This window comes from Acinetobacter sp. YH12211, from assembly GCF_013418015.1.
Lineage (GTDB): Bacteria > Pseudomonadota > Gammaproteobacteria > Pseudomonadales > Moraxellaceae > Acinetobacter > Acinetobacter towneri.
Window position 1 is genome coordinate 1 of record NZ_VPCW01000026.1, and the last position, 24,730, is coordinate 24,730.

The 24,730-nt window shown below is 41.4% G+C and carries 25 protein-coding genes and 3 pseudogenes; 18 read left to right on the forward strand and 10 right to left on the reverse strand.

Features of this window, described 5'->3' with window-relative positions:
• Positions 1-105: 105 nt before the first annotated feature.
• The 7 genes from FTU98_RS14090 (at position 106) to rplS (ending at position 6,168) form a co-directional block, all read left to right on the forward strand.
• Positions 106-2,877 carry a pilus assembly protein gene (locus FTU98_RS14090; protein WP_373885915.1) on the forward strand — a complete coding sequence of 924 codons (2,772 nt, stop codon included), beginning with the start codon at positions 106-108 and terminating at the stop codon, positions 2,875-2,877.
• Between the two features lie 9 nt (positions 2,878-2,886).
• A complete protein-coding gene (locus FTU98_RS11050; RefSeq protein ID WP_180051416.1) occupies positions 2,887-3,426 on the forward strand; it encodes a type IV pilin protein in 540 nt (179 codons plus the stop codon).
• Positions 3,413-3,856 carry a type IV pilin protein gene (locus FTU98_RS11055; RefSeq protein WP_180051417.1) on the forward strand — a complete coding sequence of 148 codons (444 nt, stop codon included), beginning with the start codon at positions 3,413-3,415 and terminating at the stop codon, positions 3,854-3,856. The genes FTU98_RS11050 and FTU98_RS11055 overlap by 14 nt, the downstream gene beginning before the upstream one ends.
• Positions 3,857-3,994: 138 nt before the next feature.
• Positions 3,995-4,252: a 30S ribosomal protein S16 gene (gene rpsP, locus FTU98_RS11060; protein WP_004974526.1), complete on the forward strand. Its 258-nt coding sequence runs from the start codon at positions 3,995-3,997 to the stop codon at positions 4,250-4,252.
• A 30-nt stretch (positions 4,253-4,282) separates the two neighbouring features.
• Positions 4,283-4,831: a ribosome maturation factor RimM gene (gene rimM, locus FTU98_RS11065; RefSeq protein ID WP_180051418.1), complete on the forward strand. Its 549-nt coding sequence runs from the start codon at positions 4,283-4,285 to the stop codon at positions 4,829-4,831.
• A 42-nt stretch (positions 4,832-4,873) separates the two neighbouring features.
• Positions 4,874-5,623, forward strand: coding sequence for a tRNA (guanosine(37)-N1)-methyltransferase TrmD (gene trmD / locus FTU98_RS11070; protein WP_154320275.1), 750 nt, complete (start codon positions 4,874-4,876; stop codon positions 5,621-5,623).
• A 173-nt stretch (positions 5,624-5,796) separates the two neighbouring features.
• Complete coding sequence (rplS, locus tag FTU98_RS11075; protein ID WP_004974529.1) at positions 5,797-6,168, forward strand: 50S ribosomal protein L19; 372 nt, start codon at positions 5,797-5,799, stop codon at positions 6,166-6,168.
• Positions 6,169-6,235: 67 nt separating this feature from the next.
• On the opposite strand, the gene FTU98_RS11080 is transcribed toward rplS, so the two are convergent.
• From FTU98_RS11080 to FTU98_RS11090, 3 genes are all read right to left on the reverse strand, one after another.
• Positions 6,236-7,204 (reverse strand): triacylglycerol lipase, encoded by a 969-nt coding sequence (locus FTU98_RS11080; protein WP_180051419.1) that lies wholly within the window; start codon positions 7,202-7,204, stop codon positions 6,236-6,238.
• A gap of 176 nt (positions 7,205-7,380) precedes the next feature.
• Entirely contained in the window at positions 7,381-8,298 is a 918-nt protein-coding gene (locus FTU98_RS11085; protein WP_225531238.1) for a triacylglycerol lipase, read from the reverse strand.
• Between the two features lie 414 nt (positions 8,299-8,712).
• Positions 8,713-9,741: a lipase secretion chaperone gene (locus FTU98_RS11090; protein ID WP_179989063.1), complete on the reverse strand. Its 1,029-nt coding sequence runs from the start codon at positions 9,739-9,741 to the stop codon at positions 8,713-8,715.
• A 143-nt stretch (positions 9,742-9,884) separates the two neighbouring features.
• Between FTU98_RS11090 and truB the strand changes: the two genes are divergently transcribed.
• Together truB and FTU98_RS11100 are read left to right on the forward strand one after the other, a co-directional pair.
• The gene (truB, locus tag FTU98_RS11095) at positions 9,885-10,790 is read left to right on the forward strand and encodes a tRNA pseudouridine(55) synthase TruB (RefSeq protein ID WP_180008976.1); all 906 of its coding nucleotides are present in this window, start codon (positions 9,885-9,887) and stop codon (positions 10,788-10,790) included.
• 208 nt (positions 10,791-10,998) lie between these two features.
• Positions 10,999-11,457 carry a hemerythrin domain-containing protein gene (locus FTU98_RS11100; protein ID WP_178319395.1) on the forward strand — a complete coding sequence of 153 codons (459 nt, stop codon included), beginning with the start codon at positions 10,999-11,001 and terminating at the stop codon, positions 11,455-11,457.
• Between the two features lie 13 nt (positions 11,458-11,470).
• Here FTU98_RS11100 and FTU98_RS11105 read toward each other — a convergent pair whose 3' ends face one another.
• Positions 11,471-12,349 (reverse strand): DMT family transporter, encoded by an 879-nt coding sequence (locus tag FTU98_RS11105; protein WP_004974539.1) that lies wholly within the window; start codon positions 12,347-12,349, stop codon positions 11,471-11,473.
• On the opposite strand from FTU98_RS11105, the gene FTU98_RS11110 reads away from it, so the two are divergent.
• Entirely contained in the window at positions 12,303-12,458 is a 156-nt protein-coding gene (locus tag FTU98_RS11110; protein WP_162164694.1) for a hypothetical protein, read from the forward strand. The genes FTU98_RS11105 and FTU98_RS11110 overlap by 47 nt on opposite strands.
• Before the next feature lie 49 nt (positions 12,459-12,507).
• Here the strand turns inward: FTU98_RS11110 and serA are convergent, their stop codons facing one another.
• A complete protein-coding gene (gene serA, locus FTU98_RS11115; protein ID WP_180051420.1) occupies positions 12,508-13,740 on the reverse strand; it encodes a phosphoglycerate dehydrogenase in 1,233 nt (410 codons plus the stop codon).
• A gap of 347 nt (positions 13,741-14,087) precedes the next feature.
• Between serA and FTU98_RS11120 the strand changes: the two genes are divergently transcribed.
• The 4 genes and pseudogenes from FTU98_RS11120 (at position 14,088) to FTU98_RS11135 (ending at position 17,737) form a co-directional block, all read left to right on the forward strand.
• Positions 14,088-15,497 carry an FAD-binding oxidoreductase gene (locus FTU98_RS11120; RefSeq protein WP_154320282.1) on the forward strand — a complete coding sequence of 470 codons (1,410 nt, stop codon included), beginning with the start codon at positions 14,088-14,090 and terminating at the stop codon, positions 15,495-15,497.
• A gap of 199 nt (positions 15,498-15,696) precedes the next feature.
• A complete protein-coding gene (locus FTU98_RS11125) occupies positions 15,697-16,068 on the forward strand; it encodes a hypothetical protein (protein WP_004974545.1) in 372 nt (123 codons plus the stop codon).
• Between the two features lie 138 nt (positions 16,069-16,206).
• Positions 16,207-16,317, forward strand: a pseudogene (locus FTU98_RS11130) (pirin family protein); the annotation flags it as partial.
• Positions 16,318-16,498: 181 nt separating this feature from the next.
• Complete coding sequence (locus FTU98_RS11135; RefSeq protein WP_180051421.1) at positions 16,499-17,737, forward strand: MFS transporter; 1,239 nt, start codon at positions 16,499-16,501, stop codon at positions 17,735-17,737.
• A 115-nt stretch (positions 17,738-17,852) separates the two neighbouring features.
• Here FTU98_RS11135 and FTU98_RS11140 read toward each other — a convergent pair whose 3' ends face one another.
• The 4 genes and pseudogenes from FTU98_RS11140 to FTU98_RS11155 form a co-directional block, all read right to left on the reverse strand.
• Positions 17,853-18,149: a DUF3817 domain-containing protein gene (locus tag FTU98_RS11140; RefSeq protein ID WP_004974548.1), complete on the reverse strand. Its 297-nt coding sequence runs from the start codon at positions 18,147-18,149 to the stop codon at positions 17,853-17,855.
• A gap of 340 nt (positions 18,150-18,489) precedes the next feature.
• Positions 18,490-19,031: pseudogene (gene sodC, locus FTU98_RS11145) on the reverse strand (superoxide dismutase [Cu-Zn] SodC).
• A gap of 163 nt (positions 19,032-19,194) precedes the next feature.
• Positions 19,195-20,334: an AI-2E family transporter gene (locus FTU98_RS11150; protein WP_131260611.1), complete on the reverse strand. Its 1,140-nt coding sequence runs from the start codon at positions 20,332-20,334 to the stop codon at positions 19,195-19,197.
• Positions 20,335-20,442: 108 nt separating this feature from the next.
• Positions 20,443-21,087, reverse strand: coding sequence for a ParA family protein (locus tag FTU98_RS11155; RefSeq protein WP_004974554.1), 645 nt, complete (start codon positions 21,085-21,087; stop codon positions 20,443-20,445).
• A gap of 115 nt (positions 21,088-21,202) precedes the next feature.
• Here FTU98_RS11155 and FTU98_RS11160 point away from each other — a divergent pair, with 115 nt between their 5' ends.
• Positions 21,203-21,676: a Holliday junction resolvase-like protein gene (locus FTU98_RS11160; RefSeq protein ID WP_004974557.1), complete on the forward strand. Its 474-nt coding sequence runs from the start codon at positions 21,203-21,205 to the stop codon at positions 21,674-21,676.
• On the opposite strand, the pseudogene FTU98_RS11165 reads toward FTU98_RS11160, so the two are convergent.
• Positions 21,673-22,243: pseudogene (locus FTU98_RS11165) on the reverse strand (class I SAM-dependent methyltransferase). The gene FTU98_RS11160 and the pseudogene FTU98_RS11165 sit on opposite strands and share 4 nt — an antisense overlap.
• Positions 22,244-22,425: 182 nt before the next feature.
• Between FTU98_RS11165 and FTU98_RS11170 the strand changes: the two are divergent.
• The 3 genes from FTU98_RS11170 to FTU98_RS11180 all read left to right on the forward strand — a co-directional run bounded on the left by FTU98_RS11170 (position 22,426) and on the right by FTU98_RS11180 (position 24,665).
• On the forward strand, positions 22,426-23,484 hold the full coding sequence (locus FTU98_RS11170; RefSeq protein ID WP_180051422.1) for an RNA-guided endonuclease TnpB family protein: 1,059 nt from the start codon (positions 22,426-22,428) through the stop codon (positions 23,482-23,484).
• A gap of 221 nt (positions 23,485-23,705) precedes the next feature.
• On the forward strand, positions 23,706-24,245 hold the full coding sequence (locus FTU98_RS11175; RefSeq protein ID WP_371970954.1) for a hypothetical protein: 540 nt from the start codon (positions 23,706-23,708) through the stop codon (positions 24,243-24,245).
• Positions 24,246-24,254: 9 nt separating this feature from the next.
• Positions 24,255-24,665 carry a protease inhibitor I42 family protein gene (locus FTU98_RS11180; RefSeq protein ID WP_136144550.1) on the forward strand — a complete coding sequence of 137 codons (411 nt, stop codon included), beginning with the start codon at positions 24,255-24,257 and terminating at the stop codon, positions 24,663-24,665.
• Positions 24,666-24,730: the final 65 nt, after the last annotated feature.

Consider the following 24,730-nt stretch of genomic DNA (forward strand, 5'->3'; position numbering starts at 1 on the left):
TCGCAAGAGATGCGATGGATGTCTGATTATTTGTAGTCATAAATTTAAGTCCCCACTTGTTTCTAAGTGGGGACTAAATTAAGGCTTATAGGATGAATTCAGAAGGTGTGTTCAGCGGACGCTTACATAGATAATGCTGGTGGTTTTATTTATTCTGTTGATGAGGCAAAAAATGGCAATCTTTATGCAGCGGGTGGAAGTACCAAAAGTTGTGATGGTAACGGAATTTATTTCTTAACAGACGGTGCGCCAAACTCGACTAAAGACACTATGGCACGCACGATTATGAATCACTCATTATCCAATGGCACTTATGCTTTTTCAGGCAGACCTGATATTAATAGTAGTGATGTACTAAAGCCCGTACCGCTAAAATCTAATCTATTTGCGGGTGAAACAGGTGGTTGGGAATATATAGGTGCCTACGCGAAAAAATTGCGTAATCGTACGTTATTATCCAACACTCAAAAGAACCCTGCAGATATGAGTATCAAAACAGCGGTAGTTGGTTTTGGTTCATCTTTTGCAGGTATTACTAAAAAAGCGAATGGTACTTATGATTGTGACAGTGCACCAAATCAAGATGCAAAAAATGCCTGTTTGTGGGGTAGTGCAGAATATGGTGATGGTGGATTCTACTATGCTGAAAACTCAGAAGATATTAAAAACAGTATTCTTGATTTTGTAAAAAAAGCTGGGGCAGACTTTGAACCTATTGCAACAGGTAGCCCGACAATTCCTGTCCATAGCTTAAACCCAATACAATTACAACCCTATGGTTATTATGCGGCATTTGAACCAAAGCCAAGTGAAACTACACAACTTTGGGCGGGGAATTTAAATAAATATAACTTAAGAAATGGCGAGTTGGTGGATAAAAACTTACAACGCTTAATTTTAAGTACGGGTGCTCTCAACAAAGATGCCGTAGGTTTATGGACCAATGGTGTTAAAGGTCAATTACCACTGGGCACTTTAGTTGCCGCAAATGGCGAGCAAAATTCAAAACGTAAAGTATTCACCAATCGAGTGATTAAACAGGATAAAACTGCTGTTTCAGGTGATCGTTTGGCACAAGTGAGTTTATTGAGTTTATTTGCAGAGAATAATGAAATTGCCAAATTTAAGTATGATGCCGATAAAAACTATTGGTTAAATTTCCTAGGTTATGATGTAGGTATTACAGAGAGCATTGCGAGTTTAGCTGATTTAACCAGTAAAGAAGAGTACCGAGAGCTTGGAAGCGTGATGCACTCTACGCCAGTCATGCTGACCCAAGAAGGAAAAATTACGGTTGCAGATGGGAAGTTGACTACAACCGGCCGTAAAGATTATCTAATGTTTGGTTCTACGCAGGGCGCGTTACATGTGGTGGATGATGAAGGTAAAGAAGTATTTGCTTTTGTACCGCATGAAATGATGAAAACTCAAAAAAATGCATTTATAGGTAGTGGCAAATATGAAGGTTCGGGTAAGAACAACTTATTTTATGGTGTAGACGGCCCTTGGACAGCTCACACCCAATATGTTTCAAAAAGTGATGGAACATTAACGGTGAAAGATTCTGGGCGTAAAGCAAGTGATGAAGAAAATGCGCAGAACCTGATTGGTATGCAGTGGGTGTATGGCGGTTTGCGTATGGGGGGTAAAAGTTACTATGCGCTGGACTTAACTGACATTGAAAAGCCTGAACTAAAATTTCATATTAACCCAGATGCTGATAATGCTTCTGCTGCACTCAAACAAATGGGGCAAAGTTGGTCAAAACCGACTCTCGCTTATGTGAATTGGGGCGATACGCGCAAACTTGTAATGTTTGTAGGTGGTGGTTACGACCCAGTTTATGAAACTCATAATGCAAATCCAAGTGGAACCAAAAGTAATGGTGTGTATATGTTTGATGCACACAATGGTGATTTGCTTTGGTGGGCGAGTGATAGTGAAAAAACAGGTGCTAGCCGTTTTACTCAAAACAATGAGTTAAAATACAGCGTTGTTTCGCAAATTAATGCCATTGATCGTGATGGAGATGGTTTAACAGATCATATCTATTTTGGTGATTTAGGTGGGCAAGCATTCCGTGTTGACTTTAATAATCGAGCAACAGATACAGCTAACTTTGTAACTCGTGCGGTTCGTTTGTTTACAGAGCATCAGGGTTCTGGTCTGAGTCCTCGTTTCTATGAAATGCCGAGTGTTTCTATTCATCAAGATGATGATAGCTACTTTGCTGTAGTGGCATTCAGTTCAGGTAATCGTAGTTCACCACTAGCAGGTTTAAACTCTACTGTCAGTGCAAACGATGCTGTATTTGTGGTTTATGACAATGATGTTGCACGTCAGGACTTATATAAATCTTCAACTTCGCTAAATACTCATGATGAAACTTTAACCGAACTTAACTTTGATAATGGTGTGCCACGTCGTGGTCAAAATAATACTTTAAATGGTGGTTGGAAAGCGTACTTTGATAGTGATAATGTGGGACGCTATAAAGGTATGAATGACCTGTATGCCCTAGATGGTATGCTCTATGTCAATGTGTATGACCGAGATGGTACTGGTATTGGTGGTAACTGTGGTGCAGGTGTAGCGGGTGACCCTTACTTGTATCAATATTGCTTACCTACAGGAAAGTGCGATTTCTATTCGGGTTCTGGCAACAAAGCAAATCGTGTGAAACTCGGTGCAGGTATTCTGGGTACAGGTTTAGGTCAAGGCTTTAAAAATGATGCTAATACCGTGAGTCTAGTGGTGAATCGTGATGAGCCATCTGCACTGGATTGTAGCTTACCTGCCAATAAAAACTTGCCACAATGCCAGCTGTTTAATACACAGGTAAAACTCAAGCAAATGCGCTGGTATGAGTCGCGTTAAGGGGGGAGTATGCAATTCAAGAAAGGCTTTACCCTAATTGAGCTAATGATTGTGGTCGTTGTGATCGCAATCATTGCAGCCATCGCGATTCCGAGTTATGCCGCATATATTGAGCGTAAAGATCTTGCTTTAGCAAAGCAGGAAGCATTGCGAATAGCGACAGAGCTAGAAAAATTCAAAGCTAAAAACTTCAGCTATAAAGGTTTTGATGCAACCTACTTATATACAGGTTATGCACCATCCACAGGTACTTTAGCAATTCCTGTAGATGGTTCAGATACTAAATTCAACCTTACTTTATTGGATTTAGCCACAAAGAAGCCTTTGTCTATACAAAGAGGCGCAGATGGTAATGAAACCGCAGATTCAAGTTCTGTGCGTGGTTTAAACTGGGTGATACGGGTTGAGCGTGCTAAAACTGGCACAACATTAAAACAGCCGCGTAATTATGATTTATTATTGACCAGTGAAGGTGTACGTTGTCAAACACGTACTCCAGATATGGTATCTACATATACCTGTGGGACGACAAATAATGAGAGTTGGTAATCATGAAAACGGATTTACACTAATTGAACTGATGATTGTTGTTGCTGTCATAGCTATTTTGGCTGCAATCGCTTTGCCTTCTTATAATAGTTATAAAGTACGTGCTAATCGTGTAGAAGTTCAAACTGAATTAATGCAACTGGCACAGCGTTTACAAAGCTATAAGGCAATGAATCACAGTTATAGAAATGCGACATTGGCGAGTATTGGAGGAAGCGGTACGTTTCCAAGTCATCAAGCTTTATATAATATTGATTTGGTAATTGACGCATCTAATCAAGCATACGTGTTATCTGCCTTACCTACTTCTACAGGGGCACAGAAAGGGAATGGCGGCTTGAGCCTCGATCAAACAGGGCGACAATGCTGGTTTAAAGGTAAAGATTCACCTGTAGCAACAGACACTTGTTCTACCTGGTCTGACAAATAAATTCAAATCTGCGGATAAATACGTTTTGATCTTTCATTCAGGGCAAATTTCACGTAAAATATTGCCCTCTATGAAAGGGGTTTGAAATGTGTCGATGGTCGATACAGGGATAATCCGTAAAAACTATAAGGTTGTATCATGGTAGTTATTCGTCTTACTCGTGGTGGTGCTAAAAAGCGTCCATTCTATCAAATCGTTGTAACTGACAGCCGCAATGCACGTGACGGTCGTTTCATCGAACGTATCGGTTTCTTTAACCCAACAGCTCAAGGTAAAGCAGAAAAACTTCGTTTAGATGCTGACCGTTTTGCTCACTGGGTTGCACAAGGTGCTCAACCTTCTGAACGTGTTGCTTCTTTAGCTGCTCAAGCGAAGAAAGCTGCAGCTGCTGCATAATTAAATGAATTAAGTAGTAGTAGGTAGCCCATGACACCAACACAGAATGTGCCCGAAGATCGTATTCAGATTGGACAGCTACGTTCAGCTTATGGATTAAATGGGTGGCTCTGGGTCTATTCCAATACAGAACCAATGAGCAATATATTTGACTACCTGCCTTGGTACATCGAAACCAAAGCAGGTTGGCAAGTCGCAGATGTAAAACGTTGGAAACCACATGGCAAAGGCTTGGTGGTCAGCTTAAAAGGTGTGAGTGATCGTACCGCAGCAGACAACTTGGTTGGCGCAAATATCTGGATTTCAAAAGCGCAACTGCCTCAACCAGGCGTGGACGAGTATTATTGGTCTGATTTAAAAGGTCTAACAGTGTTAGGTCTGGACGATGACGAACAAGAAGTAAACCTCGGTCAAATCCATGAATTGTTTGAAACAGGTGCCAATGACGTGATGGTAGTTCGCGCAACTGCCGATAGCGTCGATAGCGAAGAGCGTATGATTCCATGGCATAAAGATGTGGTACAACGCGTTGATCTCGAAGCGGGTCGCATCTACGTAAATTGGGGCGTAGATTATTAATCCATTCAGGATTCGCAGAGCAGGAAAATAGAGGAGTCTGCGGTGTTTTTTGCAGTCATTACGCTTTTTCCTGAAATGTTTGAAGCGATTACAGCTTACGGTATTAGCGGACGTGCAGCAAAACGTGAATTGATGCAAATTCATTGCATTAATCCACGTGATTATGCACAGGGCAACTACAAAAGGGTGGATGAACGTCCATTTGGTGGTGGTCCGGGTATGGTGATGATGGCAGAGCCTTTGGCGCAAGCAATCCAGCATGCCAAACAGCTTGCACAGCAAGCAGGAGCAGTTCATGTACCTGTGGTGTATATGTCGCCACAAGGTAAAACCTTAAACGAAACTGCAGTACAACAATTCGTTGAATATGATGGATTAATTGTATTGTGTGGTCGTTATGAAGGGGTCGATGAGCGTTTAATCCAAAACTATGTTGATCAGGAATGGTCAATTGGAGATTACGTTTTATCGGGTGGGGAGCTACCTGCAATGGTGTTGTTGGACAGTATTATTCGGAGACTTCCAGGTGCTATGTCTGATGAGCAATCTCATGTGCAAGACTCATTTGTGGATGGTCTTTTAGATTGCCCACAATATACCAAGCCAGACCATTTTGAAGGTTTGGATGTCCCCGAAGTACTAAAGTCGGGACACCATGCCAATATTGAAAAATGGCGGTTTTTGCAGCGTTATCAACGGACTTTAGAGCGTCGACCTGAGTTGATTGAAAAAGTTGAGTTGAGCAAGCAGCAAAAAAAATGGCTAAAAGATTCGCAAGGACAGACCAAGTAATCGGTTTGTCTAAGCAAAATTGCTACAGACAGTGTGTTTGTAGTTTTTAAATAGGCTCTTTATGCATTGAAGCGGTCAGGCATAAAGGGAAAGTCAATCGGGTCTATGCGTTTTAGCCTCTATACCCAGTGGAAATCAGACCTCTTCTGACCCACACATATTGGAGATACCCCATGAGTGGTAAGCATCCTTTAGTACAAGCTGTTGAGAATGCACAGCTTAAGCAAGACATCCCAGCTTTTGCACCAGGCGATACAGTTATCGTTCAAGTAAAAGTAAAAGAAGGTGATCGTGAACGTCTTCAAGCATTTGAAGGTGTTGTAATTGCGAAGAAAAACCGTGGTTTGAACTCTGCGTTCACAGTACGTAAAATTTCTAGCGGTGTTGGTGTTGAGCGTGTTTTCCAAACTCACTCTCCAATCGTTGCGAAAATCGAAGTGAAACGTCGTGGTGACGTTCGTCGTGCTAAACTTTACTACCTACGCGAATTGTCTGGTAAAGCTGCACGTATTCGTGAGAAATTACCAGCACGTAAACAAGGTTAATTTTAACTTTGCTTTACAGCTAAAAAATGCGCCGTTTAGGCGCATTTTTTATGTCTGCTATTTGAGTTTATAAACCTTGTAGTTTTAAGCGATTGGCATGTTGACGATATACATCAACAGGATCTGGTGCAAAAATATCTTTCATGCCCAAGAGTTGATTGACTTCATCTAAGTGGTTCCAATAGTAGTTATCACGAATGGTTTTACCAAATTTGGCGCTGCAGCGTGATACCAAACCATCATTATCACGACCATTATCAATCAACAAACTGGTCGCCAACATGGTTGAGTCTGGATCAAGTAAATTAGTGACAGCCGTATTGCCCGTAAATGAATAGAACTGGATGCCTTTTTCTTGATAAGCGCCCTCACCACAACTTGTCGTTGGCATACCCATTGGGAATTTGCTGTTAAATTGTGCTGAACCTGTTGTGCTCAAACTGTTGGCACCTGCCAATGAGTCATGTGGATAGCTATTTGGATCTAAACCTTGTGCCCAAGTAATGGTTTTAGACACTAAATTGACCATATCAATTAATGGCTGTTCAAGTGGTGTGCCTTGTACTTTTAAAATAAAGTCAGCTACTGGTGAACCTTTGTTTGGTGCACCTACCGCAGTGAGTGAAGCTACTTTAGATGGCATTACACCTGCTACATAACGAATGGTTGGTCCGCCATGTGAGTGACCAATTAAGTTGACCTTGCTTGCGCCTGTAATCGCAAGAATTTCATCGACTTGTTGTGCCAATTGTTCGCCACGAACTTCTGATGAGTTAAATGGAGATACGCGGGTTGCCCAAGCGTTAGCACCGTTACGTGCTAAATTGGGTAAAATTTGGTACCAATAATCGACACCTAACTGATCTCCACCAATATTGATAAAGCCTGCCATACCGTGAGTAAACACAATCGGATATTTGGTTTTGGCATAACTGGAGATCACGAAGTTAGATTTGACCTGTTCTGCATTGGATGCGTGCGCGGTACTGAAGGTACTAGCCGCAATTAAGCCTGCAATGAATAATCCATATTTCATATAACATCCTCTATTTTATTGTGCTTTCCTAGCATGACAATATCTATTGTCAAATATCATTATTCAGGAAATTTGCTAGATTGCAAGTTCTGAATGATTCATGGTTATTGAACTTCTTGCACTTGAGTTTCAAGCACAGGAAGATGGTTTTGCCAAGATTGAAATGAGCTTTACTATTACAAACCTTGTAATTTCAATCGGTTGGCATGTTGTCGATACAGTGCAACTGGGTCAGGTGCAAACAAGCCCGTTAAGCCAAACATCATGTTGGCAAGGTCGGTATGATTTAGTCGGTAGTTGTCACGAATGACGTGTCCAATGTGGGTACTACAACGTGCGACCATGCCATCGTTGTCTAAATTGCCATAAGACAGTGGGCCGAGTTGCATTAAAACAGTGTCAATATCCAGTAAATTGGTGGCTTGTGCTACACCTGTCCATGAATAGTAATGAATCCCGCGATCTACTTTGGCACCGCTGCTGCTACAATTTGCGGCCAAGGCTGTGGTTGGAAAACGACGGTTAAAATCTGCAGACGCTGTTTCGGTTAAAGAAGCCATCGATGCATCAAAATCGACAGGCATGTCTGGCTGTTGCTGCGCCCAAGTAATGAGAGGCGCCACCATATAGTCGCCTAAAATATTAAACGCGGTGCGTGATAAACGATTATTTTGAATATCATCGGCAACTTTGGAGCCACGGAATGTACCTGCAACGCCCGTAATTGATGCCACATATTCAGGTTTGGTCGCAGCTACATAACGTACTGTTGGGCCACCATGTGAGTGACCAATTAAATTGACTTTGGATTTGCCAGTGATTGCCATGACTTCTTCGACTTGGGCAATCAGTTGCTCACCTCGAAATTCAGTACGGTGTGCAGGGGAGAGTTGTGCGGCAAATACGGTTGCGCCATTACGTGCCATATCTGGCAAAATTTGATACCAATAATCCATATTAAAGGTTTCATTGCCAATGCGTGACCATCCGAGCCAGCCGTGTACCATGAGCAATGGATATTTGGTTTTGGCATAGTCAGATTTGGCCTGTTCCTGAATAGGCAACACGCTTGGAGCAGCTTGAGCGACACCCATTGAACCGAGCAAGCAGCCAGTGACAGCCAATGTAATTGCCCGTATGTTAGAGATGATGGTCATAAAACAATCCTGTGTTCTTTATTTTTATTACAAGTGAAGTGGTGGCTTCGCTTCCCTCCTGAAAGCTCAGATATGCAAATTGCCGTTGGTTACGGCACATTATTGTGAGTCATCCTCGACTATTTTTTGTACGCTCAGGTATTTTTTCATGCGTAATTTAGAAAAAACATATCATTTGGGGACAGTTATTGCGCATTGTCCCAGAGATTTGTAAATCTACATGCATATTGATATCTATTTAATATTTATAGACATTTGTATATTAAATCGTTGTGGTGAGTTTGTACTAAAACAGCTTTTCAGGCATAAAAATAGGGCATGTTGAATGCCCCAGTTTCCTATGTAGATATGTTAGTCAGCAAAAGGTAATTTTCCACCTTGATCATGTACCTGTTCAAAGGTTTCTAAACGCAATTGCTCTTGTGGATTTTGAAAATGCTGTCCGCGTAATTGTTTCACGGCTTGTTGCTTGGCTTGATCATTCATTCCACTTTGCATGATTTGATCACGCGCACTTAAATAATCCTCTACTCGTGATTTCCACTGACTGCGTTGCCCATCTAATTGTTCTAAACGTTGGGTTGCTTCTGGACCAACCAGATTTAAACGCATTTGGCGGATTTCAGCAGCAGAACCACCACGTGCTTTAATTGCCGCAGTCAAGCTGCGTAAATCTTGCAAGGTGTTCAGCTGTTCTAAATTTTCTTGCCAATCTTGAGGTAATTGTTTAAATAATTCCTGCAATTGTCGTGCTTTTTCAGCTTCAGATAATTTTTTATCATCCATGACTGCCATGCGCTTTAGGGTATATTCGTGATAGGCATCTTCCGTACCAAATAAACCTTCAATTTCATAATCAGAAAAATATTGTTTACGCAGATTTTGCATGCTGCTAAAAATGCTGCGGTAATATTGCGGATCTTCCTGATTTAAATTCGGTGCTTGCAGTTGTCCAAGCGCATTGCGATAGTCCAAATAACGCTGCCATAAATCTAAAATTTGCGATAAGGCAGGCTCTTTATGCCCTTGTTGAATATAGCTTTTAAAATCACCACGAATCTGTTCAATGCTTTTTTCGCCATATTGGGTAATAAAATATTCAAAACAGTTACGGGTTTGCTCATTCACAATCAGACGATTACTTGCATCCAGTTTAAGCTGACAATTGACTTCGGTGTCCTGCTGACTTGGGCTTAAAAAATTTGCAGCAGGGTTATTTTGCATGGCTTGCTGCATGCTCAAAGCTTGAGATGTTTCATCATTTGAGCTTTGCTGGGGTGATGTATCGGGGGAGTTTGATTGTGGCATCAGCCAATACACCAAAGTTGAAATGAGCAGTATCACTACGCCTAAAACAATCCATATTTTATGTTTCTGCATTCCAATGCACCTGTATATCCATTTTATTTTTTTAATCCTAAGCCCCAAATATGCCATAAAAGTAAATCGCTGTTCTAGAAATGTTGTCATTTATCGCGGCAGATTGTTACCATGACGCAGTTTTGCTTTGACCTATGTGTGCTATGAAATCATCTGCGGCTAAAATCCAGCGTCGTGCCATTAGTGGTGTATTTTTATTGAATAAACCTTTGGGCATCAGTTCCAATGCAGCATTGCAAAAAGTGCGTTGGCTATATCGGGCGCAAAAAGCAGGGCATACAGGAGCATTAGATCCATTGGCTTCGGGTTTGCTGCCGATTTGTTTGGGTGAAGCGACCAAGTTTTCGCACTACTTACTCGATTCGGTGAAACGCTACCAAACTACCATTCAATTGGGACACAGCACCACCACAGGAGATGTTGAGGGTGAAGTGCTGTTGCAGCAGGCTGTACCTGCATTGAGCCAAGAGCGCATTGAACAGGTATTGGCACAATTTCAGGGCGATATTATGCAAGTTCCGCCCATGTATTCTGCCTTAAAAAAAGAAGGTCGTCCGTTATATGAATTAGCGCGACAAGGCATTGAAATTGAACGTGAAGCGCGTCCAGTCACAATTTATGCCATTGAATTGCTGTCTTTTACAGAACAGAGCATCACTTTGGATGTAACTTGTTCTAAAGGCACGTATATTCGTGTTTTAGGTGAAGACATTGCCAAAGCCTTGGGTACTTATGGACATTTGACCTATTTGCATCGGATTAAAACGGGGCATTTTGACTTGATTCCGAGTTATAGCATTGAATATTTGGAAAGTTTAAGTGAAGCAGAACGTGAGGCTTTATTGCTGCCTGCGTATGCACCTGTACAGCATTTTCTACACATTCAAGTTCCTGAAGGACGCGCTGAATATTTTAGTCATGGCATGGAAAGTAATATTGACCATCCTGCAGCAGCGCAAGTGTTGGTCTTTGATGGTGAGAAGTGTCTAGGTTTGGCTGAAGTTACAGATAAAAAGCGCTTGGTACCGAAACGGGTTTTAAATCTCTAAGCTTTGTTCAGATACATAACTTGAATAAAGTGAGTAAGTGAATTAAAGCTTTTTATACAAATAGTTGCAGGATTTTGGATTGATCCTCTATACAGTACTTAGAGGATTAAAACGAAATTAAAAAACTGACTCCAAAACCGATGTGGATGTGCGAGTAGATTTTTATCAATCTGTTCGCCGCGCATGGGTAAAAAACAGAGGTCTGCACATGAATATTTTTGAAGCTTTACGCCAAAGTCACGACATTCAACGAAATTTAGCCCACCAACTGACGCAAACTTCAGGTGATAGCCCTGAACGTAGAGCGATATTTGAACAACTTAAAAATGAATTATTTGCGCATGCAGTGGCAGAAGATCGCTATTTTTATATTCCCTTAATGATGACTGACGCAGGTTTAAATATCACTCGCCATGCTTTGGCAGAGCATCATCAAATGGATGAATTACTTGAACAATTAACCGAAACTGAAATGAGCAACACAGGTTGGTTGGCCATTGCAAAGCAACTGTCAGATAAAGTGCATCATCATTTAAAAGAAGAAGAACATGGCTTTTTTCAGCAGGCAGGCAAAATTTTGTCTGAACAGCAAAAACAAAGTCTAGCCAAGCAATATTTGGCAGAGTATGAAAAATACCAACAGATGTCTAAAGACAGTTTGGTTTAAGCATTATTCTGATTTAAACATTCTGCGGCTGTTTGGATTTTTTTACTGCTCTAAAAGTAACACCGACCGAAGCTAACATAATGCAGCATAAGGCGAGCCATTGCAGTGAAGTAATTTTCTCACCCAACAATACCAAGCCTGTCAGTGCGGCTAAAGCAGGCGATAAACTGGAAAGTGTGCCATAACTCATTTTGCTGAGTTGTTTTAAGGCTTGTAAATCCAGCGCATAAGGAATGGCCGTGGCAAGTACTGCAATGGCAAGCGCCTTACCCCAATACTGGGTTTCAAACAGTGCGGGGGCATTGTTATACAGTCCGAAGGGAATCAAAGCCAAAGCCGAAATACTGATAGCGATGGTCAGTGCGTGCATGCCAATATTTTGTTGCACCACTTTTTGTCCAAAATAAATATAAAAAGCCCAGCACAATCCTGCACCTAAGGCACATGCTGCACCAAACAGACTAAAATGATCTCCCTGCGCTTGTCCCCAAGGCACCATAAGAATAATGCCTAAAATCGCCAACAATACCCAGACATAATCTTTACGGTTTTGAATGGACAATAAAGCTAAGCCCAAAGGCCCGACAAACTCTAAACCCACCGCAATACCTTGTGGCAATTTGCCCAAAGACAGATAAAACAGAATATTCATTAAGCCCAAGGCTGCGCTATAGCACAATAAATCACGCCATTTTAAATGTGCGAGCCGCGACAGAATTTGCCATGAGCGAAACATGATTGCCACAATTACACTGGCAAAGCACAGTCGCAAAATCGTCACAGTAAGCGGGTCAAGCACCTGAAACAATTGTTTGGCAAAAGAAGCACTGATTTGATAGGAGATCATGGATAAAACCATGAACAACACCGCAGTGAGTTGGGCGTTTGGCATGGGGCAGAAAAATACTCAACAGTGTGGAAATGGGAAGGTCAGGCAGATTATAGCAAGTTTAAAAATACAGGGCTGTGGCAACTCAAGGTTACTCATAGATCAGGCATAAAAAACCACAGTGCTAAGACTGTGGTTTTTTGTAGCATCAGCGTGTGGTCTTAGAACAAGACACGTACGCGAATTGTGCCTTCAACTTCGTGTAAAGTATCTAGTGCTTCTTTAGATGCAGTCGCATCAACATCCATCACTAAATAACCGACATCACCTTTGGTCATAAGTGATTGACCAGAGATGTTGATGCCGTGTTCAGCAAACAAGTTGTTGATTTTAGACAATACACCTGGAATGTTTTGGTGAATGTGCAATAAACGGTGCTTGCCTTCAGTCAATGGCAATGCAATTTCAGGGAAGTTCACTGCAGACAAAGTCATACCTTTATCTGAATATGCAACAAATTTCTCTGCCACTTCTAAACCAATGTTCGCTTGCGCTTCCATGGTAGAACCACCCACGTGCGGTGTTAAAATCACGTTTGGTAGGTTACGTAGTGGGGAAACAAATTCTTCACCATTGGCTTTTGGTTCTTTCGGGAATACGTCAACTGCAGCACCTGCAATATGACCAGACTTGATGGCATCTGCCAAATCTTCAATCACCACACAAGTACCACGTGCCGCGTTAATGAAAATTGCGCCTTCTTTCATTTGTGCAAATTGTTCTTTTGCCATGAAATTGCGGGTAGAGGGTACATCTGGAACGTGTAAAGAAACCACGTCAGCATTTGCCAATAATTCGCCCATAGAGCCAACTTGACGTGCATTACCTAACGGTAATTTGGTCACAGCATCATAATAAATGACGTGCATACCCAAGCTTTCAGCCAATACTGAAAGTTGAGAACCGATTGAACCGTAACCCACGATACCTAAAGTTTTACCCCGTGTTTCAAATGAACCTACAGCAGACTTGTTCCAGCCACCTGCATGTGTATCGGTTGATTTTTCAGGTACGCGACGTAGCAATAAAATTGCTTCAGCCAATACCAATTCTGCAACCGAACGGGTGTTTGAATAAGGGGCATTGAAAACTGGAATACCACGTTCCATTGCTGCAGTTAAGTTCACTTGGTTTGTACCAATACAGAAACAACCTACCGCAATTAGTTTGTTCGCAGCTTTAAAAACTTCTTCAGTTAGCTGTGTACGTGAACGAATTCCGATGAAATGCGCATCTTTAATCGCTTCTTTTAACGCATCGCCCTCAAGCGCTGTTTTACGATAATCGATGTTGGTATAACCCGCTGCATTTAACACGTCGATTGCGTTCTGGTGTACGCCTTCTAACAACAAGAAACGAATTTTATCTTTAGGTAGTGAAAGATGTTGGCTCATTACGGCTCCGCTACAAAGGCCAAATTTAGTGGCGGTATGATAACATAGGAGATGGGTCGATATACATTTCCTTTATGACCAAGAGTGCAGGTATTTTTTGTCAGATATAATCTCTTTCAGAAATATTGCCCAAAATTACCCTGTTCTTACCACGTTATATTATCGGAATTGCCAATATTCACAGGTTTTTCAAAAAAATCGCTTATAATAAGCGGCGCACATGAAAGCCAACCCACGCTGTTGCTTTGATGCACATATTTAGTCTGCAGTATCTTCATCTTCAAATTGATCAAGATATGCAGACAGTCGCTTTTCTTCCTGTTTAATTCTTGCTAGGTCTGCAAACGATGAATGCTCCAGTCGCTTTAACCCCTGAGTTATTGACCCAATTAACGGCAATAGTCGGTGAAAACCGTATTAAAACGGATGCTGATAGCCTCCAAAACTGGGGTCGTGACCATACAAAGCATTTTGATCCGAACCCATCGGTCATCGTTTTTCCATCAAGCACAGAGCAAGTACAAGCCATTGTAAAACTGGCGAATCAGTTTAATGTGGCCATTACTCCATCGGGCGGACGTACAGGTTTATCTGCGGGTGCGGTGGCAGCCAATGGTGAAATTGTAGTCAGCATGGACAAGATGAACCAAATCTTGGAATTTTTCCCTGCAGACCGTATGGTACGTGTGCAAGCGGGTGTGGTGACTGAGCAACTACAAAACTATGCCGAAGAACAAGGCATGTATTATCCAGTCGATTTTGCATCTTCAGGTTCTTCACAAATTGGCGGTAATATTGGTACCAATGCGGGCGGTATTAAAGTCATTAAATACGGCATGACCCGTAACTGGGTGTTGGGTCTGACTGTGGTAACAGGCAAAGGAGATATCCTGCGTCTGAACAAAGGCATGATCAAAAACGCAACAGGTTATGCGCTGCAACATTTATTTATTGGCGGTGAAGGCACACTTGGCTTAGTGACCGAAGCTGAAATTAAGCTAGAACGCCAACCGCAAGATTTGCAAGTGATGGTGTTGGGCGTACCTGATTTTAATTCGGTGATGCCTGTATTACATGCTTTCCAAGCTAAAATTGATCTGACTGCATTTGAATTCTTTGGTGAATTGGCGATGCAAAAAGTCTTGGATCATGGTCATGTGCAACGTCCATTTGAAACCGAATGTCCATTTTACGTGTTACTTGAATTTGAAGCGCCATTTGAGCCAATTATGGACAAGGCGATGGAAATTTTTGAACACTGTATGGAACAAGGCTGGGTGATGGATGGCGTATTGAGCCAAAGCCTAGACCAAGTTGAAAGTTTATGGCGTTTGCGTGAAGACATTTCTGAGTCGATTGCACCGTTTATTCCATATAAAAACGATATTTCAGTATTGATTACTCATGTTCCTGCATTTATTCAGGAAATTGATGCAATTGTGGCAGAAAACTATCCTGACTTTGAAATTTGCTGGTTCGGCCATATTGGTGATGGTAACTTGCACCTGAACATTCTTAAACCTGCCGATTTAAGCAAAGACGAATTCTTTGCCAAATGTCAGGTGGTAAATAAGTATGTATTTGATACTGTGAAGAAATATGATGGTTCTATTTCTGCAGAACACGGTGTAGGCATGACCAAAAAACCATATTTGGAATATTCACGTTCGGCTGAAGAAATTGAATATATGAAAGCGCTGAAAAAAGTGTTTGATCCTCAAGGCATTATGAATCCAGGCAAATTATTTGATTTGTAATTCATTGCGCCTTTCATTTATTCGCGTGGTCAGATTTTCGTGAATGAGATGTAGCAAATTAATTGTAGTGAATTGAAAAACGCATCCTCGTGATGCGTTTTTTTATGCCGCTGTTTTAATTTTACATTTCTGTTCTAGCGTTTCTGCTCGAACAAGGCATCATAGAAGCATAAATAATAATCAACATTTTGGAGGAGTTATGTTGCGTTTAATCACGGTTTCCGCATTGGGTGTTGCGTTATTGTCAGGCTGTGCGACTACACAGAATATTATTTCACAAGTTACGCCTGCAGAAACACCTTTGGCGCAGGTACTCAAACAACGTCCAGATTTGCGTAAAGAATTGGCTACCGTTGAAATTCGTCAATACTTTAACCGTGTCGAAGCACCAACTGCGGCAGAAGTAAAAATTACCGAAACAGGCTTAATGGATGATTCGGTGCGCTCAATTCGTAGTATTTATCACTTTAAAAATATTAATGGACAATGGCAGCAGGGCGATGTGCAAACCGCTTATTTATGCGCACGTGGTAAAAATACCAAGACTTTCCAAAGCAAAAAATGTCCTTAAATTGCTGTAGGGCTTAGGTAAATCTTGCATGATGTTCTAAAAATGCAACAAAGCGTCTGTGGATAATACTCGTGTTATCCACAGCTTTTATTTAGGATGACTTCATTCGATTCAAAAACGTGTGAGCGCAGCATGTCCATCAAAACGCTAGCATTTCTACACCGCAATGATAGCCGTTTTGCCGTGGGTGATTTTTATCCTGTGCTTTCGGTATTTTCACATTATGAATTGGGCAATACTGTATCGCCTTAACCCGCTGAAGGAGGTGATGCCTAACTTGGTCTGATGTCACATCAAGTGCCGCAATTTATTTAACGGGCTTAAAAAAAAGCGCCACAAATTTGCCATTCAACTCTGTTAAACTGCAGTTCAATTTTCTATTTTATGGGCTAAACGTGGCTGACTTGCATCGTTTAGTCCTTTACAACTCATGCCACAGCAGCAAAAAAATACCATTCAACGTGCCACACTCATGTTTCCCTTGGCTTTGGTCTTGTTTGAGTTCGCAGTTTATATTGGCAATGACTTGGTTCAACCCGCAATGTTGGCCATCACACAAGATTTTGGTGTCAGTAGTGCATGGGCAGCTTCGTCCATGTCATTTTATTTGCTTGGCGGTGCTTGTGTGGCGTGGTTATTGGGGCCACTCTCTGACCGTTTGGGACGCAAAAAAGTATTATTGGGCGGCGTGGCATTTTTTACCCTAACCTGTTTATTGATCTTATTGACTCAGAATATTGAAAGCTTCCTTGTTCTTCGTTTTTTTCAAGGTTTTGGTTTGTCAGTCATTAGTGCAGTCGGTTATGCGGCTATTCAGGAAAATTTTGCAGAACGTGATGCAATTAAAGTCATGGCACTCATGGCGAACGTGTCTTTACTTGCTCCCTTGCTCGGCCCAGTCTTAGGTGCATTTATGATTGAGCATGTTTCTTGGCATTGGGGTTTTATCGGCATAGCACTGTTGGCATTTTTGAGTTGGTTTGGATTGAAAGCCAAAATGCCTGAAAATCAGCAGCGTATTCCCAAACCTCCATTTCGAGATGTATGGGATGATTTTAAACAAGTTTTTCAAAATACCAGATTCTTAGGTTTGACATTGGCGCTGCCCTTATTGAGCATGCCTTTAATGTTGTGGATTGCGTTATCTCCTGTGATGTTGGTGGAAGAGTTAGGCTTTAGTAGTCTGCAATACGGTTTGGCGCAGTTTCCTGTTTTGGGTGGTTTGATTTTAGGCAATCTGGTACTGATGAAAGTCATTGACCGTTTACCTTTAGGAAAAACAGTCTTGATTGGTTTACCTTTAATGTTGTTGGGTAGTGTGCTGATCGTATTGGGGGCAATTTGGCAAAGTTATTTTGTTTGGTGTTTGGTGATTGGTATGAGCTTGATCAGTTTTGGTGAGGGAATGAGCTTCTCAGTCTTATACCGTTTCGCCTTAATGTCATCGGAAGTGTCTAAAGGTACTGTTGCTGCTAGTGTTTCAATGCTATTGATGCTGTGCTTTTTTATTGTGATTGAACTCGTACGTGTTTTATATATGCGGTTTGATATTTGGGCGTATAGTTTGGCTTGTTTGGTGTTGATAACGCTTTGGTTTAGTTTGCCACGCATGATGCTTAAACAGGTGATGCAGGAGCGAGTTGCTGCAGGGCAGATTTTAAGGGTTTAAATTTTTCAGCTGCATCATAAAACAAGGTGATGTGGCATCACCTTGCAAACATTTGATTTATAAATTAAATTTCAGAAAATGTGTAATATGATGAAAGCTGAAAAGGACTTGCAGATTAAGCTTGTACTGGTTGTTCCATCTTTTTCAATTTAGCATCAAAAACAAATGGGCCAAAAGGTAAAATTGAAGCAATTAAGCCCAAAATAAACATTTTAAGAGACCATTTTTGTTTTTCACAAACCACAAAAAGCACCACTAAAAATGCGATAAACAATACGCCGTGTCCCATACCTACATATTTCACTAAAATTGGGTTATCGAACATATATTTCATGGGCATAGCAATAAATAACAACAATAAGAATGAAATACCTTCTAGGAACCCAACCCAACGTAATGTTTTAATGTTCATGCCCAAATCTTTTTCATGTCGATAAAACAGCAGTGTAGCGCAAATAGTGACAATCGCAAAGACGAGCTGTTGGGAGCTCTGCACATTGATGAGCTAGATACGATGGCTGCAAAATTGAGCTAATTTTGTGCAAAATAGTAGCAAGTTATTCAAAAACGAGTAAGTGTGGTTATGAAATACGACCGATATAAAGCAAGAAGAGCTGCATTGAGTGTCGTTTGAGAATAATCCTCAAAAAGATAAATTTTACTTTTTGCGGATAAGTCGAAAGGCATGTGTATAACCCTTAACTTATCCACAATTGGTAATAAATGTTTTATTGAAAATGCATCATGCTCGCTTAAATAATCCCACAGGCAATTCGCTCACCGCCGCCGCCCAATGGTTTTGGATGGTCAGCATAGTTATCACCGCCTGCATGAATCATCAAGGCCAACCCTTCAACTTGTGCCAATGTTAAACGGGGTGCAATCACAGTCACTTTGGCTGTTCCGTCGTTTGCAACACTTAAAGCCGGTAAGTCCCCTAAATGTCCTGTCAGCGGTGTACCATGATTCGGGATATTTTTGGGATTAAAATGTCCGCCCGCTGCCAAAGCAGCAACCATTTTTCCATCTTTTTCTGCTGCTGCACATGAACCTTTTTCATGGATATGAAAACCTCGTTCGCCTGCAGGGAATTGTTGGAGTTGGGGGTGAATGACTAAGCCTGCTGCACTGTCACGCAGTTCAACCGTACCTAATTCCTTGCCAATCCCTTGTGCTGAAACAGCATGCATTTTAAGATTTTAGATTTTTGTTGTGTGGTCGCGGTGGTGCTGCAACCCATAAGTACTAGGCTGCTAAAAGCAGCAAGACTGGCAAATTTGAGTATTGAGCGCATAAAAGACATCCTGTTTGTTGTGCATAATATTTAGGGATGTCTTGATTGAAGCAAAGTTAGCTCCGTTACAATACAACGTTTGCGTAGTAGTATGTATGTACTGTGTTGAGCTGATTTATTCAGATCAACACAGCCATGTGAGCAATATGATCAGTAAAACAGCTTAATCAAGCTTTGAATTGGATGATGAATCGTCTTCAGGGAGATCATGCGCAAGCGTGGCTTTGGGCAACATTAAAGCTTCGGGCTGGTTGTTTTCATGCAACCATTCACGCCAAATGGCCAGTAACACGGCCAAAATCACAGGGCCAATAAATAGACCAATTAGACCAAAACTGGCAATTCCACCTAAAACTCCAAACATGATTAACAGGAATGGAATTTGAGTTGCACCTGAAATCACCAAAGGACGAATCACGTTATCGGCAGTGCTGACCACACATACGCCCCATGCCATCACGCCAATGGCTTCCATGGTATGCCCTTGGCTAAATAACCACAGCGAAACCGAACCATAAGCTAAAGGTGGGCCAAACGGAATTAAGGCAAATAAGAAAGTCACAATGGTTAGCACCATTGGGTTAGGTACCCCAGCGACAAAATAGCTCACGCCTGCGAGTAAAGCCTGCGCAATTGCAGTGAGTCCAACGCCATAAACCACAGCACGTGTGGTTTCAGAAATAGTATCTAAATAGTGATGAATACGTGGCCCAATCACCATTTCTAGTGCTTTGCTGACTTGATGCAAGATGGTGTGACCATCGCGGTAGAAAAAGAATAATGACAGCAGGGCAAAACCCAGTTTGATCAGGTTTTTGCTGACTTCATTAATCACCACTTTACCGTAATTCAAATGCCCTTGAATCCATAAGGAAATGGATTGCACAATGCTGTTCGGGTCGTGATTAATTTCTTTAAGGGTACGCGTCACTTCTTTACCAATAATGGGTAAATTACGAATGAAATCAGGGACATTTAAGTGCCCAGAAAAGACCTGTTTTTGTAATTCGTAATATAAATTACGACCTTCATGTTGCAGAATAAAAATGGCAAAGGTGAGTGGAATGCCGACCACCAACGTGACCATCAGCATCATTAAGGCTGCGCTAAGCGTAGGACGATGACCGCATAAACGTAGCACCGACTGATATAGTGGCCAGCTCATATAGGCAATGATTGCTGCCCAAACAACAGGAACAATAAAATATTTGAGTATGTGAAAACCCAAAAAGATCAGGACAAAAAACAGTCCAAACAATAAAATTTTTTGTAATGTTGGCGCGTACTGTTGCACTGAATTCACTGAAACATTCCTAAGGTCATGTGCCATATTAACTGAAAAAAAAGCTCCCGAAAACGAGAGCTTGGTAAGTTCTGGTGAATAAGTTCTAAACGGTGGCGATTCTAGGCTTTAAAACCATTGAGCAGGGTCATCTACAATGGCATTCAGTACAGGCTGCCATTGATCTTGCATTTGCAGATAAGTTTTTTGGGTTTTATCAAAAATACTTAAACCTTGCATTGCCAATTGTCCATAGGCTGCACGTTCTGAAATCCATGCCACAGGCTGTTGCTCGATTTTCTGGAAAAAATCCTGAATATCTTTAGAGCTGGCAGAGTTGGGTTTGACCCGATTGGCCAACAGCAAAATTTGGACTTTGCCTTTACGAATCCGCTTAATGTCTTGTAAGTGTTTTAAGAAGCGACGGGTGGAGTCAATGTCAAAAAATGAAGGCTGTAGAGGTGTGATAATGGCATGTGCTTCGCTAATCAGCTGCTCGGCATGCTCACCCGATAACGCACCAGGTGCATCAATAATTAAATATTCAATGTTTTTGGGTGCATCGCCAATCGACTTTTCATGACGCCAATCTAAACTTTGAATTGGAGCGGCTGTTTCTGGTCGTTGTTTTAACCATTGCAGCGCAGATTTTTGATTGTCGGCATCCGCCAAAGCAACTTTATAGCCTTTTTGTGCAAGCGCAGATGCTAAACTAATAGCCGTAATGGTTTTTCCACAGCCACCTTTTTGGTTGGCAATTAATATAGTTTTCATGACCCTCGAATCGATTTTAATCTGCTCATCCCTAGCATATCATTGTTTTGTGCTCGGAATATGACAGTTGACAAAAGTCGTATCGAGTTCTGCAAAAAAGGTTTAGGAAGGTTTTATGTCAATCTGGATGGCGATGCTGATAGGTGCCTGTATAGGCGTGGTGCTGACCACCTTAATTTTAAGCAATAGCCGCAATGGACGGATTAAAGCCGAGTATGAACAATATATTGCAGAAATTGAACTGTCACATCAGCAGGCATTATTGCAGGCACAAAAGCGCAGTGTAAATACCAGTCGTGCGGTACTGAAAGGCAAAATGGCAGAGCAATTAGCACCGATTATGCCCGAATTTCAGTATTTACCGAGCGATGCCAAATTTTTAGGTGATCCTGTTGATTATATCGTGTTTGATGGCTATACCGATTATCGGGATGGCAATGGGCATGCCGAAGATATTGCAATCGTCCTAATTGATATTAAAAGTGGTGGCGCACGTTTGACCAAAGGTCAGCAAGCAATTGCGCAGGCCATTCAGCAGGGCAGACTGCGTTTTGAAACCATTCGGATTGATTTTGAGGATTGTGATTAAAGAGGTTTATGTACTCGCGCCAATAACATGCGCTGTGCAAGACTTGGAATGCCTGCAATATCAATATATTGGACTTCACCCAATTCAAAACCAGTTTCGAGTAGGGCAATTTCAATGTCACGGTTTAAGTGACAGCCATCTGCAACTTTCTTTTGAATTGGTGTGAGCAGATGTTGCAAACGCTGAATATTTAAGTTTTGTCGATTTAAAACGTGTTCTACGAGGTGCAAAGTGCCGCCCGGTTGTAAGACGCGATAAATCTCTCGTAGGCTTTGTTCTAGGTCTGGAATACTGCACAATCCACGTGGACACCACATGCTGCAATTGATTACTTGCAAAAGGCAATTGTTCTGCGCTTGCGGTGATCTGCTCAACCACGAACGGTGTTGCATCAATTGGTTCCTGCGCAAATTGGAAAATTACTGTATTGGGTTCTAATGCATACACGGTATCTACACCCTGATAAAAAGGTAAATTTAAACCTGTGCCAAAGCCAATTTCCAAAACTTCTCCCGATACGCTCAATAAAAGCTCTCGTCGCAAATCCATTAAGGATGGGGTTTGCATGACTTGATTCAGCAAGTGCGGAAAAATATGTTTTTGAAAAAATTTATCCACTGGAGCGTAAAACCTCGTGGTTCAGCACGAGGATATAAGCGACTGGAGTAAATCATATGAACGACACGAAATGTCGTTTTAAATACTTGTACTATAGTCACTATTAAGAAAAATACTGTTAAAATAATTGGATGAAGACACTCAAATTACGCATAAAAGACAAACATTGCAAGGTGCTAAATCAGTTAGCATCCGAAGTAAATTTTGTCTGGAATTATGTCAATGATTTGTGTTTTAAGCATCTACAACGTAAACAACAATTCTTTTCAGCATACGATATTGCAAAATACACGAAAGGCACATCGAAAGAATGCAACTTGCACAGTCAAACTATTCAGGCAGTGACAGAAGAATTGGTCACAAGACGCAAGCAGTTCAAAAAAGCAAAACTAAAATGGCGTGTCAGTAATAAAAAATCAGCTATACGTTCACTGGGTTGGATACCGTTTAAAAAGGTTGCAATCAAATATGCTGATGGCTATGTTCAATATGGTAAACATCAATTTAAACTATGGGATAGTTACGGATTAAGTCAATACAATATCAAAACAGGCACATTCGTAGAAGATAGTCGTGGACGTTGGTATGTTTGTCTTGTTATAGATTCACCAAAGCAAGCTAAGCCAACGTCAAGCAAAGCCATAGGTATTGATCTAGGTTTAAAAGATTTAGCGACTTGTTCAGATGGCGTAAAACTTAAAGCCCCTCAAATCTATCGGCAATATGAGCGAAAACTTGGTATTGCTCAACGTGCAAAAAATAAGAAACGTGTCAAAGCCATCCATGTCAAGATTAAAAATGTAAGACAAAACATGCTGCATCAATTCAGCCGAAAACTGGTGAATGAACATGCAGCCATCTTCGTTGGCAATGTGAATGCCAAAGCATTAGCACAAACCAGATTGGCTAAATCAGTGCTAGATGCCAGTTGGACAACACTAAGAACCATGCTCAAGTATAAATGCGAGAACGCAGGGGTATGTTATGAAGAAGTCAATGAAGCCTATACCACCCAAATTTGTTCGTGCTGTGGCTCACGCTCCAGTAGTCCGGAAGGTAGAGCAGGACTTGGAATAAGAGAGTGGCAGTGTGTGGAGTGCGGTACGCTCCATGATCGGGATGTAAATTCCGCACTGAATATTCTTGCGCTCGGACATGAGCGTCTAGCAGTAGGAATCTCCGTCCTTTAGGTCGAGGAGGATGTCAAAGAGCATGTGCAGATCTGATTATGGATTTTATGACCCTAAGCTTAGCTGAAATTACAGGTTTTTGGTCATGCCAGAATAAGCCAATGACTGCATTTTGTTACCAATTTCAACTATTGTATTCATAATCTGTGATTAAGATAAATATAGATAGATGAATTTGTTAGGTAGACTTTAGAATGAACACACATATTTCGCTAAAACTTATGGCATTGTTAATGACTTTGGCTTTGCCATGTTCTGTCTATGCCTCAGTCGAGCGTAATATTGCCAAAGGTCTGCCTCCTGTATTGAAAAGTCAGTCGATTGAAGTGTTGCAACCCTTTAAAGGTGATTTTCGGATTTTGGGTTCAAAAATCTATCAAGATGATGCCCAAGCCAAATTTTCTCCGATTGATTATGCGGTGAGTTGGGGCTTGTTTGCTGAGCCTGAAATTGCCCGTCATATCACAGTCAATCAATATGACCGCTATTTAAACTGGAAAATAGACCGTTTACCTGTGCCTGCTGAACAAGCCATGCAAATGGTATCTAATATGCACATCATTCCTGCCAACCCAAAAATTGCCAAAGACATTCAAAAAGTAAAACGAGGTGATTTGGTACGTTTAAAAGGTGAGTTGGTTGAAGTGAAAGATCACGACTTGGTTTGGACGTCATCGCTTACCCCTACCGATACGGGGGATGGTGCGTGCGAAGTATTTCGCGTCAGTTCAATTCAGTGGATTGAAAAGGTTAAAAGTTAGGACAGGGTGATGAATTGCTATTTGCGCATGGGTTTGAGTGGATGTGTTGTGGCATTGGGCTTAAGCGCATGCACAGGTATGAATTCAAGCATTGATGGGCAAACTTTTAAATTTACAGCGCAGCAGCAATGTCCCGCATTGTTAGAGATGGATGTCGGACAAACTTTAGAATTACAACTGAATGAAAACCCAAGTACAGGCTATCAATGGAGTTTGGTAGAGTCACTGAAGCTATTTGATGTAGAAAGTATTTATCATACTGCTGAAGCTTCATCTTCTGCTCAAGTAGGGCAAGGTGGACAAAAAATATTTTATTTTCAGGCAGTCAAGGCTGGTCAGGAATTGCTCCACGTGAAACATGCCCGTGCATGGGAAAAAACCGCAATACAAGAATGGCAATGTCGGGTGCGTATTTCTTGATATGTTTGATTATGCTAAACAGCTTGAATTGTTGTGAGATTTAGCAGCAAAAAATCTATAATTTT